At 51.0% G+C, this 18,430-nt stretch carries 15 protein-coding genes and 1 pseudogene; 10 read left to right on the top strand and 6 right to left on the bottom strand.

The annotated features are described in order from the left end of the window. The first annotated feature begins 6 nt into the window (after positions 1-6). The 3 genes from pdxT to EPA93_RS33090 are packed head-to-tail and all read left to right on the top strand — an operon-like array spanning position 7 to position 3,596. Positions 7-630, top strand: coding sequence for a pyridoxal 5'-phosphate synthase glutaminase subunit PdxT (gene pdxT, locus EPA93_RS33100; RefSeq protein WP_129891614.1), 624 nt, complete (start codon positions 7-9; stop codon positions 628-630). Between the two features lie 42 nt (positions 631-672). Next, positions 673-1,722, top strand: a complete 1,050-nt coding sequence (locus tag EPA93_RS33095; protein WP_129891613.1) for a hypothetical protein — start codon at positions 673-675, stop codon at positions 1,720-1,722. An 11-nt stretch (positions 1,723-1,733) separates the two neighbouring features. After that, a complete protein-coding gene (locus EPA93_RS33090) occupies positions 1,734-3,596 on the top strand; it encodes a R3H domain-containing nucleic acid-binding protein (protein ID WP_129891612.1) in 1,863 nt (620 codons plus the stop codon). An 87-nt stretch (positions 3,597-3,683) separates the two neighbouring features. Here EPA93_RS33090 and fxsT read toward each other — a convergent pair whose 3' ends face one another. Continuing rightward, positions 3,684-6,224 carry an FxSxx-COOH system tetratricopeptide repeat protein gene (gene fxsT / locus EPA93_RS33085; RefSeq protein ID WP_129891611.1) on the bottom strand — a complete coding sequence of 847 codons (2,541 nt, stop codon included), beginning with the start codon at positions 6,222-6,224 and terminating at the stop codon, positions 3,684-3,686. A 207-nt stretch (positions 6,225-6,431) separates the two neighbouring features. On the opposite strand from fxsT, the gene EPA93_RS33080 reads away from it, so the two are divergent. The 4 genes and pseudogenes from EPA93_RS33080 (at position 6,432) to ilvA (ending at position 9,722) form a co-directional block, all read left to right on the top strand. Continuing rightward, on the top strand, positions 6,432-6,959 hold the full coding sequence (locus EPA93_RS33080) for a MauE/DoxX family redox-associated membrane protein (RefSeq protein ID WP_129891610.1): 528 nt from the start codon (positions 6,432-6,434) through the stop codon (positions 6,957-6,959). Positions 6,960-7,022: 63 nt separating this feature from the next. Further along, positions 7,023-7,598 (top strand): peroxiredoxin family protein, encoded by a 576-nt coding sequence (locus tag EPA93_RS33075; RefSeq protein ID WP_165423559.1) that lies wholly within the window; start codon positions 7,023-7,025, stop codon positions 7,596-7,598. An 86-nt stretch (positions 7,599-7,684) separates the two neighbouring features. Further along, a complete protein-coding gene (locus tag EPA93_RS33070; RefSeq protein WP_129891608.1) occupies positions 7,685-7,924 on the top strand; it encodes a hypothetical protein in 240 nt (79 codons plus the stop codon). Positions 7,925-8,448: 524 nt separating this feature from the next. Next, positions 8,449-9,722, top strand: a pseudogene (ilvA, locus tag EPA93_RS33065) (threonine ammonia-lyase). Positions 9,723-9,927: 205 nt separating this feature from the next. Here ilvA and EPA93_RS33060 read toward each other — a convergent pair. The 5 genes from EPA93_RS33060 to EPA93_RS50525 form a co-directional block, all read right to left on the bottom strand. After that, positions 9,928-10,389 (bottom strand): acetyl-CoA carboxylase biotin carboxyl carrier protein, encoded by a 462-nt coding sequence (locus tag EPA93_RS33060; RefSeq protein ID WP_129891607.1) that lies wholly within the window; start codon positions 10,387-10,389, stop codon positions 9,928-9,930. Between the two features lie 3 nt (positions 10,390-10,392). Beyond that, positions 10,393-11,631: a beta-ketoacyl-ACP synthase II gene (fabF, locus tag EPA93_RS33055; RefSeq protein ID WP_129891606.1), complete on the bottom strand. Its 1,239-nt coding sequence runs from the start codon at positions 11,629-11,631 to the stop codon at positions 10,393-10,395. A 12-nt stretch (positions 11,632-11,643) separates the two neighbouring features. Further along, positions 11,644-12,993 (bottom strand): acetyl-CoA carboxylase biotin carboxylase subunit, encoded by a 1,350-nt coding sequence (gene accC / locus EPA93_RS33050; RefSeq protein WP_129891605.1) that lies wholly within the window; start codon positions 12,991-12,993, stop codon positions 11,644-11,646. Positions 12,994-13,334: 341 nt separating this feature from the next. Then, positions 13,335-14,138 (bottom strand): helix-turn-helix domain-containing protein, encoded by an 804-nt coding sequence (locus EPA93_RS33045; protein ID WP_129891604.1) that lies wholly within the window; start codon positions 14,136-14,138, stop codon positions 13,335-13,337. Positions 14,139-15,456: 1,318 nt separating this feature from the next. Continuing rightward, a complete protein-coding gene (locus EPA93_RS50525; RefSeq protein WP_277988683.1) occupies positions 15,457-15,588 on the bottom strand; it encodes a hypothetical protein in 132 nt (43 codons plus the stop codon). 394 nt (positions 15,589-15,982) lie between these two features. On the opposite strand from EPA93_RS50525, the gene EPA93_RS33040 reads away from it, so the two are divergent. The 3 genes from EPA93_RS33040 to EPA93_RS33030 all read left to right on the top strand — a co-directional run bounded on the left by EPA93_RS33040 (position 15,983) and on the right by EPA93_RS33030 (position 18,144). Further along, positions 15,983-16,441 (top strand): hypothetical protein, encoded by a 459-nt coding sequence (locus EPA93_RS33040; protein ID WP_129891603.1) that lies wholly within the window; start codon positions 15,983-15,985, stop codon positions 16,439-16,441. Between the two features lie 105 nt (positions 16,442-16,546). Continuing rightward, positions 16,547-17,029, top strand: coding sequence for a hypothetical protein (locus EPA93_RS33035; RefSeq protein WP_129891602.1), 483 nt, complete (start codon positions 16,547-16,549; stop codon positions 17,027-17,029). Between the two features lie 104 nt (positions 17,030-17,133). Then, a complete protein-coding gene (locus tag EPA93_RS33030; protein ID WP_207229260.1) occupies positions 17,134-18,144 on the top strand; it encodes a TOTE conflict system archaeo-eukaryotic primase domain-containing protein in 1,011 nt (336 codons plus the stop codon). Positions 18,145-18,430: the final 286 nt, after the last annotated feature.

The raw sequence follows: 18,430 nt of genomic DNA, 5'->3' as shown, positions 1-18,430 counted from the left end.
TCTGCTATGGAAAGGCGCAACTCTCCGACCCGAATTGGCGTATTAGCATTGCAAGGTGACTTTGAAGCTCATCTTAAAACGCTGACCGAACTGGGAGTAGAAGGAAAAGCCATTCGACTCCCCGAGCAATTACAAGATTTAGATGGTATAATTATACCAGGTGGCGAGAGTACGACTATCGGTAAACTTATGATAGTGTACGGCTTGCAGGAAATTTTGCAGAGAAAAATTCATGAAGGATTTCCCGTCTGGGGCACATGTGCGGGAATGATTCTTCTGGCAAAGGAGACGGATAACGCACTGGCTGGTCAACCATTGTTGGCTTCCATGAATATTCGTGTTCGTCGTAATGCGTTTGGCAGTCAGCGGGAAAGTTTTGAGACTGATCTGTCGGTGCCTGCGCTTGGAGAAGCGCCATTCCATGCATTCTTCATCCGTGGACCAGCCGTTGAGTGGGCTGGTCCGGAGGTGGAGGTGCTGGCAACGCTCGACGATGGAAGGATCGTCGCTGTCCGTGAAGGAAACTTGCTGGGCACTGCATTTCATCCGGAGGTACCTCGGGCCCAAGGCCAAAGAGACTCACGTTTTCATCAGTACTTTCTCCGCATAGTACAGGGCGTCAAGGGATAGGGGCCTATATACAGCGGCCCCTGTGAGACGCGGGAGCACTGGATGATACGACCGGTATTATATGTTGATTTGCCGGGCATCATCTACTCAATTGACCGTCGTGCCCGCCATAAGCAGCACGAACTGGCGAACTTTGTGTGCTGGCTGGAGCCTGTCGAGAGTGATTTACCCCAATCGTTCTTTTTGCGCAATATACTACCAGTCAATCCCGCATCTCGCACATGGATCTGTGAGGACCACTGGCGCCTCCTCGGTTTTGCCCAGGTCTGCGAACGTCCGTCGCATAATGCCTGGTCCATATCTTATCTGGCCTCTATGACCCAGCGCACAATATCCAGCGAGGAGATACTCAATGCCTTGCTGGAATACACGCTGGAGATGGCCGCCGAGCATGGCATTTTACGCATCTTTGCCAAAGTTGAAGATGAGCTGCCAGAGCTAGGGCTCTTCCAGCGCGCAGGCTTTCAGCGCTATGCGCGCGAGCTCACTTACGTCTATGAGCCGGGTTCTACCGCGCTTAAGGCAGAGCCTCCGCTACCCTCGTTAAGGCGCTGGAATCGCCACCATGTCTGGGGTCTACATCAAATCTATCGTTCCGTCACCCCGCAACGGGTCCAGATGGCGGAATTGCTTGATAATAGCGAAGAATATGCTAAGCTGAACGTCGGCCCGCAGCGTTCCCTTTCTTCCCTTTTCGTGCGGGGGAATGAGAATTATGTCTGTGATGTCGGCGTTCGGATAGGTGCCTGGTTACGGCTTTGCAGGGGTCACGGCTCCTCGCCGCACCGCATCTTTCTTAGTGTCCACCCGGAGCATGCTGATCTGGCTGAGCCGCTCCTGCGTTTTGGTATCAGCAGGCTTCAGGAGACAGACGTACGGCGCATTTATTGCCTGGTGCGCGAGTACGATTCTTTTGTAATCACTGCTCTGCGGAACAGCGGATTTGAGCAAAGCCTGACCAAGGTTTTGCTGGTGCGTCATGTGGCATTACTTGCCATGAGGCAAAGCACAGTCCCCCTGCTGGAGCAAAGAGCGGTCTATGGCTTGAAGGGCCTGGGGACGGTCAATTCTCGCCAAAAAATTATGAGGTGATAAAACTGCCTATGCAACATGTGGTCACTGACGATCTTGAGGCTCTGCTGGGTACCCTTCCTCCTGGCATCCACGACGCGGTTAATCGGCTCGACAACCGAAGCGAACTGCTGGAGATCGTGATGGACCTTGGGCGTTTGCCCGAGGGCCGATTCCCTGATGGGGAGGTGATCCTTAGTAACCAGCCTGTGACCTATGGCGACCTTGAATACGTGGTCGAGCGCATCGGTGAGTTTGGCGATGACAACCGCGCGGGTATCGAGCGCACGCTGCACCGCATCAGCGCGCTGCGTAACCGCAAGGGACGCATCGTCGGCTTGACCTGCCGTATTGGTCGCGCGGTCCTTGGTAGTATTGCCCTGATCCGCGATATCGTTGAGCAGGGGCAATCCATCTTAATTCTTGGTCGCCCAGGTGTAGGCAAAACTACCCTGCTGCGCGAAATAGCTCGCGTCCTGGCAGACGAAGCTAACAAGCGCGTAGTGGTGGTCGATACCTCGAACGAAATTGCTGGCGATGGCGATATTCCTCATCCTGGTATAGGACGTGCGCGCCGCATGCAAGTAGCGCGTACGGCAGAACAGCATGCTGTAATGATCGAGGCGGTGGAGAACCATATGCCCCAGGTCATTGTCATCGACGAGATTGGCACTGAACTTGAGGCGGCTGCGGCCCGCACAATTGCGGAGCGCGGTGTCCAGCTAGTCGCTACGGCCCACGGTAATTCACTGGGAAATCTGCTGATGAACCCAACGCTTTCAGACCTGGTTGGGGGCATTCAGACAGTGACACTTGGTGACGAGGAAGCGCGGCGACGTCATACGCAAAAGAGTATTCTTGAGCGTAAGGCCCCACCTACCTTTGAAGTTGTTGTCGAACAGCAGAGCTGGGAAGAGGTTGTTATCCATCGCGATGTTGCCGATACGGTAGACAACATGCTGCGCGGCCAGGCGATTATTGCCGAGGAGCGCATGCGCGATGAGGAGTCGGGACGGGTGTCTATGCGCCGCATTACGGCCGGTGGGATGGATGTTCCCACCTGGGGCGCAGGCAGCTTAGGGGCCGCTGGGAATCAGGGACGACAGGGCTTTACCACGAGCATGTTTGAGCGCCCTCCACGCTCTGCTAGCAACTGGGGTCCCTTACGCCCACTGGGTCCGCAAGGGGGCTCGCGTGCCACCAGTAGCGAGCGTCTGCGCGTACGCAGCGAGGTCCCTGCTGAGGTCAAAGCCTTAGCGCCAACCGGCACTTCTCCCGCCGATGTGGAGACGCGTACGGCCCTGGTCACGGCTAGCCGCCCACTCATCTCGGATGATGTCTATCAGGAGGCAGAAAGGAGCGCAGAGGCTGTACCAGCGCTGAAGACGCTGCGTGTATATCCCTTTGGCGTAAACCGGGATCGCCTGGCCGAGTCGGCCCGCCAGTTGCGCGTTCCGATTATCATTACCAATAATCAGGCAGAAGCCGATGCTGTGGTTACGCTGAAGAATTACTATCGCCGCCAACCAGAGCGCTTACAGCAGGCGGAACAGGAACGTAAGCTGATCATCATTCTTAAGAATAATACGGTGACGCAGATGCAGCATGCCCTGGCTCGCATCTTCGATCTACCGCAGGAAACCTTGCTTGATGATGAGCCAGAGAATGAACGCTCAGGTTCCGAGTTCGATGATCCGACGAAACAGGCTTTGTTGGAGACTGAAGACGCTATTCATCAGGTCCTGAATAAAGGCCTGACGACGGCAGAACTGGCCCCGGCAAACGCCTATATCCGCCGTCTGCAGCATCAGATGGCCACTCGCTATAACCTGCTCTCGCGCAGTCGCGGAAAAGAGCCCTACCGCCGTGTGAAGATATTCCGCGCGCGCAATTAAGCATATTCGGGCAGCGTGATCGACCCTGATCACGCTGCTACTTATTTCAGGCTACATTGGCCTGCTCATCTATCAGCAAGGGGACAGCTATGTAGAATGCGCCTCCTCTAGTTGTTTGAGCAAGCGGCTATGAGCTCTCTGGGCCTCCAGAGCTTGTGGATGGGCCAGTCCTACGCTTTGCTCAAAGATGCTCAGGACTCTTGGCAACAAGCGTTTCGGCTGCTCGTATTTTCCTTGCTTCATATAGAGTAACGCCAGCTTTAAGAAAACTACGGCTATATCAAAATGGTTTTGGCTCAGGTGGAATTGACGAATGGTCAACGCGCTTAGCAACAAGTGCTCGGCTTGCTCGTCCTTTCCTTGTTGTTGGCAGAGCGCAGCCTGTATAAGCTCGACTTCCGAGGTTTGGGGGTGTAGAGGCGAGAAGGCTTGTTCACAAATTGCTCTGGCCCGGAGTAACAATGCTTCGGCCTGTTCGTATTTTCCTTGCTCAATATAGATCTCACTTAGTCCACATAGGGGAAGCGCCAGGCGCGGATGCTCTACCCCTAGCGTCTTTTCCCAGATCTGCAAGGCCCTTTGCAGCGCCGCTTCAGCCAGCTCGTACCATCTCTGCCTGAGATAGAGGTCTCCTAGATTACCGAGCAGGTAAGGTGCCAGGAAATGTTCTGGCTCTAATATCTGGCTGCCAATATGTAAAATACGTTGAAGCAAGAGCTCGGCCTGCCCGTACTTTTCTTGCTTTATATAGAGCATTGCCAGATTATTTAAGATCCAGGCGACAACAAAATGCTCGCTTCCCAGCGCCGCCTCTTGAATACCTAACACCCGCTGATATAACTCTTCAGCCTCTCTGTATTTTCCTTGCCGATAGCAAAGCAGCGCTATCCCTTGCAAGGGATAGCTCCGTTGCGGATGCTTGACCTCGGGCGCCTGCTCGTAGATCTCCATGGCCCGCTGAAGATAGAGCTCGGCCCGACTGTACTGAGCAAGGTCATAGCAGAGATATCCCAAACTATTGAGCACGGAGGCAACCAGCGGATGGAGCGGACCCACGGCCCGCTCGCCAATGGTCATGGCGCGCAGCAATAGCGCTTCAGCTTGCTCATATTGAATTCGCTCACGAAGATAGTCAGCAGTTTTCCGTAGCACCTCAACTACTTCCGGCGTTCCTTGCTGATCTGAAATGATGCTGATTACAGTCAGCACGTGGGGAAGGAGACGTTCACATGTCACCCAGAGCTTAGGGCTACAATGGTCCTCCGGAAAATGGCTGTTCAATGCATGTATCACCAGGTGCAGGTATTTATATAGCTTTTGCTCGCTCATTTCCGCGCGCAAAACAACCTGGACGAGCCGATGAATAGAGAAGGTATGCGTCTCAGGATGTCTGAGGATCAGAGAAAAGCGTCGTAGGGCGGCTACTATTTGATCAAAGCGATAGGAAAGATTTGGGCAATTACTCTTCTCCATTTCTTGACAAGAACTATCGATAAAGAGTTCTTCAGGGATAGCATCGGGAGCCAAAAAAGTGCAACAATATAACAATTCAAGGGCCTCCGGATCATGTCTGGCGACGCTACGGCAGGCAAGCAAAAGAGTTGTTACAACAGAGTTTGGGTGGCCTGAGACCAGTCCCCCGCGTCGTTTGAGCAGCCCATAATACTGGCGCCGATATTGCTGCAGATAGTCGGAGATACTACATCCCGACTCTTCGATATAGGCCCCTACCTGGTCAAGGGCCAGGGGCAAGGCCTCCATATTCTTGACTAATTCTTCGCCAGCGATATATTCGTCAGGTGCATACCGCCGAAATTGCTCCATCTGCTCATGCGCTGCTTCTCCCTTCAACACTTTAGCCCGGCTCAGCAGGAATAGCAGGGCTTCCTCTGCTTCCATCGCAGGTATTGCTAAGCCTTGTGCCAGGGTGCCAAAGACCTGGCAGCGTGTAGTTATCAGGGCAGCGCCCCGGCGTATGGATGGCAGAAAGCGTTGAAATAAGCTAAAATCTTCAAGGTTGTCCCAGATGAGCAGCCACTTACTATGGGTCTCGATCCAGTACTGAACCGCGCTTATAATCAGATGTTGCTCAGCCTGTTGGCGCTCAACTATTTCCAGTTTCTCCGCAATAGCCCGAAAACTAGCCACAATGCTTTCAACAGTTTCAGCCGCGATCCAGAAAACGGCACTATATTCCAGGCCATAGCGATAGGCATACTCAAGCGCTATCTGCGTCTTGCCAACTCCTCCCAGACCATAGAGAGCCCATGTGGGAGAAAGCGTGGCTGTCTCATCGGCAGCAAGACGGCTATGCAGTGTGCTTAGCATCTCTTCACGACCGGTAAAATGCTGGTTGCGATGGAAGGGAACCAGCCAGTGAGGAGAGAGCCCCGTGAGACTGGCTTCAAGTAATTCCCTTGCCTCCTGCGCATCCAGCCGCAAATATCTACTAAGTTCGAGGACCATATTTCTGCTGGCCGGAAGCATATGTCCCTGTTCCCAGCGCCCGATAGCATTACGATGTACACCGACGCCATCAGCAAGCTGCTGTTGCGTCAGCTTCTTGCGCCTCCGGAACTCTTTAAGCAATGATCCAAAGGAATGAAGCGCAGCTCCATTTTTTTCCATAGACGTGTCTTTAGACTCCTATATCGTAAAGCGAGCATCCTGCACCGCAATACACAGCTATTTGGTGCATTATATATTTTATACTAAAAACAGTGCTTAGCACAAAATAGTTTGAATTAATATCCTACTTACCAATACGATAAAAGCAAATTAGTTTTGCTATTTATCGTATTTCTCTTGTTTGTCAAAAATAGATGGAGATCAATAATGGCATCATATGTGCTTGCGTTTTGCCGGATGGCTGTTGGACTGCTTTTTCTCATTTCTTTTCTTGGCAAAATGCGTGAGCCAGCCAAATTTCGCCAGACCATTACTGACTTCCGCATTCTTCCAGTGGGCTTAAGTCAGATGGCGGCCTTTCTCTTTTTGGGCGCTGAACTAGTTACCGTCTTATGCATGCTTCTGGGGGACGTCTTGCTACTTCCCGGCTTTCTCTTAGCGTCTCTGCTGCTGCTAGTCTTTAGCGGAGCGTTAGCTATCGTGCTCATGAGGGGACAGAGGACAGCTTGCAACTGTTTTGGGAATAACACAAAGCCAATTGAGCTTACCGATCTCTTTCGCAATGCTGGCCTGCTTCTCTGCGCCGCAGGAGGTTGTGGCATACAAAGCTGGCTGAATCAGACGCTTCAACCGCTCGGTTGGCTTCAATGGCTACCCGTCACCCTGAGAGCCACAATCTTTGTACTGCTTTGGACGCAGCTAGGAGATCTGCTGCAGCTATTTCGCCAGATATAAAGCAGAAGGAGCGCTCTATAAGGCTCAATCCATTATTCGCTCGTACAGGAAGGAGTATTTATTGTGGAAAGCTTCTTATTGGTCAGTTCGATCCTGCTTTGGGTCGTTGTTATTTTAAACTTGCTGCTCACGCTTGCCTTGATCCGGCGTGTCAATACGAAAAAGGAGAGCACTCAATCTCTTGAGGTTGGACCGCCCCTTGGCTCGCAGGCTCCAGATTTTTCTGCCCAAACTCTCAATGACGAGACGATGACCCTTGAGCAGTATGCAGGTCGTCCTACCACATTCGTTTTCGTCTCGCCTGGTTGCGGACCATGCAGCGAATTTATTCCGTCATTAACGACCCTGGTCCCCCAAATGCGCAGTACGGGAGCAGAGCTTGTGCTTGTAAGCAACGGCACACGCGCGGAGACAGCAGAGATGGTCCGCGAACTGGCTGACGAGGTACCAGTGCTCATAGCTACAAGGCCAGACAATCCCTTCTTCAAGAGCTACAGCATTACCCTGACGCCATCCTTCTGCTCGCTCGACGAGCAAGGACTCGTCCTGGCTACTGGCCATCCTAATGATAGCGACCAACAATGGCGGCGTATAACTACAGACGGTGCCAGGCAGAAGCCTCTCGTAGATAGGAGATAAACGAACCTATCTCATAGACGATTGACACATAACCAATCATTATTAAGATGTACATTGTGCGATAGAAACCAGAGGAGGTTTTACTTATGCAGGCTTTACTAACTAGCGCTGACCGACTTCTCAATAAGCTTGGCCCTCTTAACCGGCTCATTGATACCCTCGCTCAGCGCATCGCTCCCCGCCTTACCGCTGATGGACGTCCTTGCTTATATTGCCACTATTACTGCACAGAGCAACAATGTAGCCATTTCTATGCACGTTTTGAACACTGCCACGATCAATGCAATGGTGGCGACATGTTATATAGCGCTGGCTGTCTTTGCTAAGAGCAAGTTCACGTCCTGGCCAATAGTATCGGCGCTACCTTTTTTCGCTCACCAGGTTACCAATACCAGGCCAGGTATAATCTACTCCTCCTGTTCGCTTGCCCGGGAGGAGTAGATCTAATCACGAACTCTTTTGTAAGTTTCGCCCACTGCTGAAAGCGGATATTTGCTTATTGTATTCTGCATCATCCCAATATGCTTCGCAGGACTAACTCTGTGGCGGTACTAGCATGCTCCATCCTCAAACAGAGCACCTGGGAAAGCTAAGAGCTCTACCACAACCGCGGTTGTATTGCCACTCCCTCTCACTTGCGCTATAATTTTGCTCAATGGTATCCTGGAGGAATTCACTTAACCGTTCAGGCTTTCTGCTATAGTCTCTTTCTACAGGCGAGGCGGCTGAGATCATGAGGGCATCCCCAATCCACTTTGAGGATACTGAAATAGCAAAGTTGCAAGGGCGGCAGCAAGCTACGATGTCCATGGTTACATCCCATGGGGGCTGAAAGGAGTCCTATACTATCATGCGTTTAATAGAAAATGACCCGCTCGCTGAAACCCACAGTGAAGTCTTTAATACGCCGGTTACGATTGCCGATGTCTGGCAAGCCTATAAGTTTCTCAAACCTCTTCTCCACCATACAGCGCTTACGCCTTCTCGTACGTTTTACCAGATGACCGGCGCGGATATTTACCTCAAAGCCGAACATATGCAGCGGGGCGGCTCATTTAAGGTTCGTGGGGCGGGCTATAAGATTCATCGCTTGACCGATGAGCAGCGCAAGGCCGGGGTAATCGCGGCTTCGGCCGGGAATCACGCCCAGGGCGTGGCGATTGCCGCGGCTCAGCATAACATCCCCTGCACGATTGTGATGCCCGAGAATGCCCCCTGGCCAAGGTGACGGCGACACAAGAATATGGCGCGAACGTTGTGCTCTATGGACCAACCTATGACGATGCGCAGCAGCACTGCTATGAGCTACAGCGCCAGACGGGAGCTACGTATGTGCACGCCTTCGATGATCCCGAGGTGATCGCGGGACAGGGCTCACTTGGGCTGGAAATGCTCAACGATTTGCCCGACGCAGATGCCATCATTGTGCCTATCGGCGGCGGCGGTTTGATCGCCGGTATCGCCATCGCCGCACGCGCGCTCAAGCCAGATATCACCCTCATCGGAGTTCAGGCAGCTGGAGCGGCAAGCACGCGCGCTTCGCTTGACTCAGGGGAGCCAAGAGCCCTGGCGGCCATTACGACGATTGCAGATGGGATCGCCGTCAAGAGCCCCGGCTCCATTACTTTCCCCATTATTCAACACATGGTAGACGAGGTAGTCACGGTTCAGGACGAGGATATCATCAAGGCGGTAATTCTGCTGATGGAACGCTGTAAGATGATGGTTGAGGGCGCGGGAGCCGTGGGCCTGGCTGCACTCTTGAGCGGGGCGGTTAAGCTGAAAGGCAAGAAGGTGCTTGTGCCTTTGACAGGCGGCAATATCGATATCAATCTCGTTGGCCGCTTTATCGAGCATGGTCTGGCTGCTGCCGGTCGCTATTTTGTCATCCACACGCGGCTCACTGACCGGCCCGGCGAGCTGATGCGTATGTTGAGTATTATCTCAGAGATGCGTATCAATGTCATCGACGTGCGCTATCAGCGTATCTCAAATCGCTTACCAATCATGCAGCGTGAAGAAACGATTACTCTGGAGACGCGCAATAGAAAGCAATGCGAGGAACTGTTGCTCCGGCTACGCGAGGCTGGCTATTTAGTAGAAGAAGCTCAATCTTTCGACTAGCCTCAAGGCTCAGCTATGAAATAGGCACCTGGAGCAAGGCTTATGGACAAGAGCGCCTCTGCAGGTGCCTGATATGTAATCAGGGGCAAGCTAACTTACCCCTGCATTGGTCTCCTCACGTGGGTCGAGCCCAAAACAGCGATCCCATCTTGCTCCAGCTTTTTTTCGTAGGCCTCAGCGGCACAAATAGGCCTCCGTATGTGTGCTAGGCAGGCTCAATGCGCAGGATCACATCACCCTTCTGCACCACTTCTCCACTGGGAGCAACGAGAGCCACCACCCGGCCAGAAATATCGGCGGTAATCTCGTTAAACACTTTCATCGCCTCAACAATCGCCACTACCTGCCCAACCTGCACACTATCGCCAATCGTCACAAATGGAGGCAATGTGGGAGAAGGCGCGCCATAGTAAACGCCGGTCAGCGGGGCAACGATGGCCACGCTCTGATCTACACGCGGCGCACGGCCGCTTGCCCCAACCTGGATCAGCGGCCCAGCCGAACCGCCTTGCACAGGGACGGCGCTGCTTAAGATACCTGGCTGGCGGCGAATAACAATCTCCATGTCTCCCTCGATTAGCTCTAGCTCTCCAACAGTGCTATCTTCGAGGGCATGCACAAGGTCCTCAACGCGCTCTAGCCATGCCAGCTTTTTCTGTTTTTCCATCTTTTACTCTTCGTAGCGCTTGAATATCATACTAGTATTATGGCCACCGAAACCCATGACGTTGGACATGGCAACATCCACCTTAGCATGTTGCGCCTCATTAGGTACATAGTTGAGATCGCACTCGGGATCGGGATGATGCAGATTGATCGTCGGCGGAATAATATTGTTAAGAATGACCTGAACCGAAACGACGGCCTCCACAGCCCCAGCCGCGCCCAGCGTATGCCCGGTCATCGACTTGGTAGAGCTGATGGGCATGCGATAGGCATGCTCCCCGAAGCAAGTCTTAATTGCCTGGGTCTCCGTCCGATCATTATATTGAGTTGAGGTGCCATGCGCATTGATATAGCTGACCTGCTCCGGCTGCAAATTTGCCTTGCGCAGAGCAATGCGCATCGCGCGTACGAGGCCCGAGCCTCCAGGAGCCGGCTCGGTGACATGATGAGCATCGCTGGTGCAGCCATAACCTACCATCTCGGCAAGAATTGTGGCGCCGCGCGCTTTGGCAAACTCCAGCTCTTCCAGGACAAGTATTGCAGAGCCCTCGCCCATCACAAAACCGTCGCGGGTCGCGTCAAATGGGCGGCTGGCGCCCTGTGGATCATCGTTGCGGCGCGAAAGGGCATGCATATTATCAAATGCAGCCATAGCGATTGGCGTAATACCTTTTTCGGAGCCGCCCGCGATCATCACCTTCGCATCGCCACGCCTGATCGTTTCCCAGGCCTCACCGATCGTATTGCCGCTGGTAGCACAGGCGGAGACTGCCGCCCAGTTTGGACCCCGCGCCCCGGTCATGATAGAGACGATACCAGGAGCTCCATCCACGATCATCATATTGATGAAGAACGGGCTGATGCGATCAGGCCCTTTCTCGTGAAGAACCTTAAACTGCTCATGCAGCGTGACAAGGCCACCGATGCCGCTGCCAATATAGACACCAACATCATCGGCGATCTCATCGGTAACCTCCAGCTTCGCCTGCGCCAGAGCCTGTTTACTCGTCGCAATAGCCAGTTGCTCATAAGGGTCAGTGCGGCGCACCTCCTTGCGGTCCATATAGAGGGTAGGATCAAAGTCCAAAACCTGGGCCCCAAACTGAACGCGGAAGCGGCTTGTATCATACGCGGTGATCGCAGTCACGCCTGATTTACCCTGGCACAGCGCCTCCCATGTGGTTGCCACATCGTTACCCAGCGAGGTAACCAGGCCCAACCCGGTTACAACTACGCGAGACATAAAGTCACCTCCTTATATACCTAATGAGACGGCTTCCTCTTGTATAAAGCGCGTATAGGTATCGCCACTAATGAAGCCCTCGTGATTTAGTAAACGTTGATGGAAAGGTATTGTGGTCGCAACGCCTTCAATAACGAATTCGTCAAGGGCTCGCTGCATACGCGCAATGGCCTCGTTGCGATTCTCGGCCCATACCACCAGCTTGGCCAGGAGGGAGTCATAGTGCGGCGGAACTTCATAACCAGCAAAGAGATGGCTGTCCACGCGTACTCCTGGTCCACCCGGGGGCAGGTACTGTTCTACGACACCGGTCTGTGGGCGGAAACCTGCGCTCGCATCCTCGGCGGTAATGCGGCATTCAATGGCATGTCCACGCAGTTGTACATCTTGCTGGCGCAGTTGTAGGGGCAGACCTGAGGCAATCCGAACCTGCTCCTTCACCAGGTCCAAGCTGGTTACTAACTCTGTGACCGGATGCTCAACCTGCAAGCGCGTGTTCATTTCCATAAAATAGTAGCGGTTCTGCTCATCGACAAGAAATTCAAGCGTGCCAGCGTTGCGATAGCCAACCTGCTGTACAGCGCGGATGGCCTTCATGCCGATCTCTTCGCAGAGCTCGCGTGGCAGCAGCGGGCTTGGCGATTCTTCCAGCACTTTTTGATTGCGCCGCTGACAGGAGCAGTTGCGCTCGCCAAGATGGACGCCATGCCCATACTGGTCAACCAGCACCTGGATCTCGATATGGCGCGCTTTCGCTACGTACCTCTCAAGATAAATGCCGTCATCGTGGAAGGCCTCGCGTACCTCATTTTGCGCAAGAACAAAGGTGCGGTCAAACTCCTCAGGCGATGTAATAAGGCGAATACCCCGTCCCCCACCTCCCGCCACGGCCTTCAACATCAGAGGAAAACCAATCTCGCGGGCGGCTTCCTGAGCTTCTACTAGCGTGTGCAGCACTGGCGTTCCCGGTAAGGTGGGAAGACCGGCCGCCGCCATAGCTTCGCGCGCCGAAACCTTATCGCCCATCACGGCCATGACACTTGCCGAGGGGCCAATAAAGGTGATGTTGACGTCGTTGCAGATTTCGGCAAAACTTGTGTTCTCCGAAAGAAAGCCGTAACCTGGATGAATGGCTTCGGCTTTAGAGATAAAGGCAGCGCTAATAATATTTGGGATATTCAGGTAACTCTTCCCACTTGGCCCCGGCCCGATGCAAATACGCTCATCCGCCAGGCGCACAGGAAGCGAATTCCGATCGGCTTCCGAGTGGGCAATTACGCTGCGTATACCCATTTCGCGACACGCACGAATAACCCGCAGCGCTATTTCTCCACGGTTTGCAATTAATATTTTGTGAAACATAGATTTTATCTGAAGTACTTTCTACTTGTACTTCGCGTGCTCCTCTCACCTCAAAGCCCTCGTGAGGGGTGTTGTACGCAATTATATCACAAGGGTAAACCGTGAGAAGGTATCTTGTGTTTCGTGCTCTAACCTGTGTATCTTTGCCAATATTTGTAAGAGGTTGTAAAGCCTTATTGATGTAAAAATTGATGTAGAAATTGCACATTGCACTCCGCATTATTCTTACTCTTATGCCAACTTATTAAGCTTTCAAGCTAATAAAAAAACAGTTGTTTCACATTGGTTTTTGATGTAAGACAACTGTTTTTTATTTTGTGATAATTAATAAATGGGAATGGCTACCCTTTTAGGCTAGTTGCCTTTTCTGGTATCATCCCTGATGCTTCCATGTTTCTGAGAAACTGACCAATGAGCCTCACTGGCTCGGCCCTGGTTTCTAGCGCGTATCCTTTTCTCTTGCCATCTTCCAAACTTAGGATTAGTTTAAATCCCATTGCTTCTAGAAGCGCTTGCCCTTCAGGAGTTACTCCTATTCCATACCATTTTTTAATGTCGTGCTGAATTGTGAGCATTAAAGCCCATCTTATGGTTTTTCTGATTAGAAATTGACCTCGCCTAGCATCTTTTTCAGGATTTCCTGATGGTATCACCTCAATGATAGGTATGTAAACAGTTAATTGGCTGTCGGTCCATTTCCTGATGGACTCTAGAGGGATATCTTTTTCTCTAATCTCATCTCGAATAAGAGCCTTGATAATATTTTCATCAAGCGGGAGAAATGTTGTCCAGCCTAGTATTTTGTTGCCCTCTTTAAGGTTCATAGATATCTCATTATTCCTTTTACGCCATTCTAGCAGCGTTTTAAAAGGCACTACATCTTCATCTTCGTATGGTTGTTGCGTTATTTCCTGCTTTGTCCAAGCATCTGCTATTGTAGAAAGTGTAAATGATAGCTTGCCGTCTTCATCATCATCATTTGCTCCAACTTCTGCAATTGCGTCTATGGCTGGCTTTGGGAACTTAATGTTAGGCCTTTTTCCTACAGATGGTATATCTCCCGCTTTTGCTTTTCTATAAACTGTTGGAATAGATACCTTTAAGATTTCTGCTACCTGCTTAGCATCGTAATATTCTTGTTTCATATTTTCGCCCTTCCTTATTTTAGAGCTTTTCACCCCTTTCTAGGTATTTTACTACGATAATTGAGAATAAGCAATATGACAAATGTTTCATCTTAATATTCAATAAACAATAGGCGATAAAGGGTTGACAAAATAAACGCATGCATGATAATATGATAATTGTGATAATTAAGAATTGCAAAGACGATAATCTTATATCACAGCAATTCTTTAAGCACTTGAACAACTAAAGAAAAGGCTTTTGAATGTGAGAGGGGCGTGTGAGTGACCCAACTGCTCTTGCGTAAGCTAACCTGCATTGCGGCTCGGAATGGCCTAAACGAAAGTCTCACCATCTAACGGGGTGCAGGGACAGGACAGAGGCGGATAGAGACGCCGTAGGCTCCATGCCAACAAAGAAATGGGACCATGCTTCTGGTAAGTATGAGGGTTCTTTGCTTCTCACATGAATGTCGTCAAGCGCCACGTTGAAAAGCAGCGCGTAGCCTCACAAGAGCCAGCATTTTTCAGGGAATGCTTCACGTACAAGGGTACTCCATCCTCTGGTAAAGAGGGGGCGATCTATTGACCAGTTCAGTACACGCTTCTGGCTAACAGGCACGGATGGTTGACGCTTGTATCTCCCTTCGTTTTTTTCTTACCGTTAGGTTGATGCAGTCCATTGTCATATCTCATCCTTGAGAGTGGCCTGCACTGAGCCTGAATGGTTTGGGCTTAGGAGAAAGAGAAAGGATTGACCATTGTTTCTTGTCATTCCTTTTGAGAAAGGGGTTATGATGAACCTAGCTGATGTAAGGATGCTTCGCTTATTATCTTCTGCTCGTGCTCAAGGCTATCGCGTTGTCTCGGATATGACAACAAAACGGCTTTGTTTGCTTTCCCCTACAGATGAGCAGCGTGATTTTGCTAGTGTCATGGCTGCACATTCTTGGCTTCGTGTTCATCTAGAATGCGGAATGCATGCGCGGCGTTGTTTTCATGATGGGTGTCGTGTGCAGTCTTGAGGAAAAGAAAGAGGTGCTGATGTCCTGTTTGTACCTCTTTCCTTTCCTCAATGCGCAACTGTGGCGCAACTCCATAATACCGTTTTATCCCAGCTTATTCCACACAATACCATTTAGTTGCGCCACGAGTTCGCCATTTTGTTGCATTTCCCTGGTATTTCTGCTCATTTTTTCGTATTGACAAAAATGAAGCAAAATACGCCTGTATTTTCCTCTTCATGATGCACATGGTTGTGCCCTTTTCGTTCGTGGGGGTTGCTGCCAATTTTGCACCTTCCGTTCAAAAAGATGTTTCTTCAACATTTTTCAGCAGCTTATTCCTGCTCGAATGGTCCATGTTTCCCCACGATACCTCCACGGTTTTCCACGACACCCCCACGAATGCGTGGAAACGAGACAGGAATTACGTCGTGTTTTTTGTTGTAGTATTGCCGTGTGCAGGCCATGATTTTTCATGACCTTCTTCTCAGAATATTCCTGGAAGAAACTGAACAGAAAGAGATACATTTCCCCTCCTGTTCTGGGTGTATTCTGAGAATGCGAGCAAAGGTTTTTCCCCTTTTCTTCGATTTTTTTGTTTCTTTTTCTGCTCTTTTTTGCGCAGGTGAAAAAATCACTGTGTTCCTCTCAGAAAATGAAAGGCGCATTGAAGACACATAATGTGTTTTCACTGCTGCACTGCTCGGTACAGGTCGTTGTTGTCAGGCTCATTCAGAACAAAAAAGCCTGATGTAGCATACACATCAGGCTCAATGAGTCGTTTGCAGTTTGAGGCTTGCTTCGAGACTCATTCAGAGCATACCTGAATGGATCGTGAGCGTCAAGAGAAAGGATTGACCCATGTTTGCATCTCCTGTTCCTTCAATGGTTTCTACTCTTTCTTCTCGTGTGCTTTCTTTTGATGAAGCCGTTGAAATGGACTATAGTCCAGCCTTGTTAGTTCCCATTTCAAGTGCTCTTTCTTTCCACGCTGACCCTGAGTACCACAAGGCGTGTAAGCCTGGATTTATTACTTACTTCGAAGAAATGTATGAACGGGACACGCAGGCACCTCAGGAGGTTGTTTTTCAACCACGTCATTACAGCGATTTAGAAGTAGGTGGGATTGTGGTCAAAGAATTCCTCTCCCATCGCGAAGAACTTCCTTTAGGCTGGCGCGTCGGTTTCCTGCATGGCTGGCTTTCTGCCTTAGCCCTTACTAATCGCGTTGCCGCCCAAGAAGGTGCTGAGGTCCTTTGTGTCTTAGTTCAATCGGAACGCACACGACACACCAAACAGCAGACGCATACCAATGATTAAGAAACACCTCTGAGCGTTCAACCTCCCTGAACATGATTTTGCGAGTTCCCCGCTCATCGCATGCTTCAAGCGGGGAGCTTGCATGACGAATGAAAGGATTTCTTCATGCTTGCCCATGCACGTGTGACCGATACATTGCCAGCGGTTTTTGCTTCTATGTCTTCTCAACCAGTGCTCGCCCCTGTTGATTTCTTGGAGGCAGAGTATTCACCCGCTCTCTTACTTCCCTCTGGTTTTGAGGCTGCTTTTCACGCTGATGAAGAATTTTCCCTTGGCGCTAGCTCAGGCTTTGACACCTACTTTGAGGAAATGTGGGATTATACCGAGGAAAAACCCATCTTCCGTAATCATTTCTACACACGTGAGGAAATGATGCGGGTTCTTTTGGAAAATGTTCTTCCTTCACCCAGCGATTATTCTCTCGGCCATACCCCGTCTTTGAGCTATCGAGCCGGGTTTGCACTTGGCTGGCTTTCTGCATTTGCCTTCACAGATCGCCGTATGGCCCTCCTTGGGGTAGCAGCGCTTCGTCAGCTTGTTGATCATCTTCTCTTGTGTGAACAGGCTCACAAGGAAAGGAAGTTCTAAGGCTCTGGGGATACATTTCCAGACGGAAACGTACCCCACTCGCTTTTTTGTGACGTTTCCTCTCTCGGCTGCGTCATGGGAAGTTTCGTTTCATGAGGCAATGTATGAAGTCTTTTTATACTCTCTCACAAGAGGCAGTAAAACACTATAAACACCTGTTTGTCGTTCGTCAAAGTGATTATGCCGTTCAGCGCCAGAACGGGCGCTACGCTCGTGTAGGAAGGCCGCTAACGGATGCTGATCTTGACCAGCATCTTCGAGGCATTCAGACGTATGGGACCTACGTCATCAATGAAGCTGGCTTGTGTCGCTACGTTGTCTTTGATGCGGATAGCGACAATGGGTTATCGATGTTGTGGCAGGTACGGGCGCGTCTTGCGTCCGAGGGCATAATGGCCCATCTGGAAGCCTCAAGACGGGGCGGCCATCTCTGGATCTTCTTTACCCAGCCGCTTCCAGCTGCACAGGCGCGTACCTGGCTCTTGCCTTGGTGTCCAGTCGGCATAGAGTTTTATCCCAAACAAGATCAAAGCACTGGCTACGGTTCGCTCATCAGGCTCCCATTAGGCGTGCATCGTCTGACAGGCAAACGCTATCCCTGGATAGGTGCTTTCTCACGAGACGGCAAGCCAGTCAAAGCAGCAACGACCGTCAAAGAAACGCTCACCTGGTTAGAGCAGCAAGAAAAAGTTGATCCCTCTCATTTTGTGTCACGACATAGGCATTTCGTGTCACACCTTGGGCGAGCGTATGAGACATCTCACACTCGTGAGGTGAGCCAGAGCCCCCGCAACAACATCGATAACCCGTCGTCACCCACGACGGCTCACACGCTTCATGAATGGTGCTGCCAACAAGACCCTTTTGACCTGATTGGGCGCTATGTCGAGCTCGATGCGCGTGGCGTTGGTCTGTGTCCTTTTGGTGAGCACCATCGAAGAGGAAAAGACTGTCATCCCTCTTTCAAAGTCTATCGTCCTCGTTCTCCTGGCCGTGCCTGCTGGCATTGCTACACGTGGGGCAAAGGCGGTAATGTCTTCAATTTTCTTTGCTATTACTATGGTCTTGATGCTGCAATGATGTGGCAGCGTATTCAAGCCGGAGGCGTTGTATGAGAAGATATCTCTTCCTTTTTCTCGTTTTCTCTGTCTTTTTTGACGAGGATCAAACCTTACGGAGCCTATCTAATAACATAGGCTCCGATAAGTCCATTGTTTTCTTACTCAAAGCGCTTATCAAGCGGATTTGTGGGGGTTGGAAGAGAGAAAGAAAAACCCTCTTCCTTTTTCCGTCTGGCGAAAGCAAAGCCCCTTGGGTCCTGTCTAGTAACACAGGACCCAACCAATACATAGGTTTCATCTCAAAGGGCTTCCAAAGCCGATTGATGCATTTCCGAAATGA

The organism is Ktedonosporobacter rubrisoli (genome assembly GCF_004208415.1).
In the GTDB taxonomy this organism is placed as follows: domain Bacteria; phylum Chloroflexota; class Ktedonobacteria; order Ktedonobacterales; family Ktedonobacteraceae; genus Ktedonosporobacter; species Ktedonosporobacter rubrisoli.
This window is presented reverse-complemented; position numbering and strand designations above follow the sequence as displayed.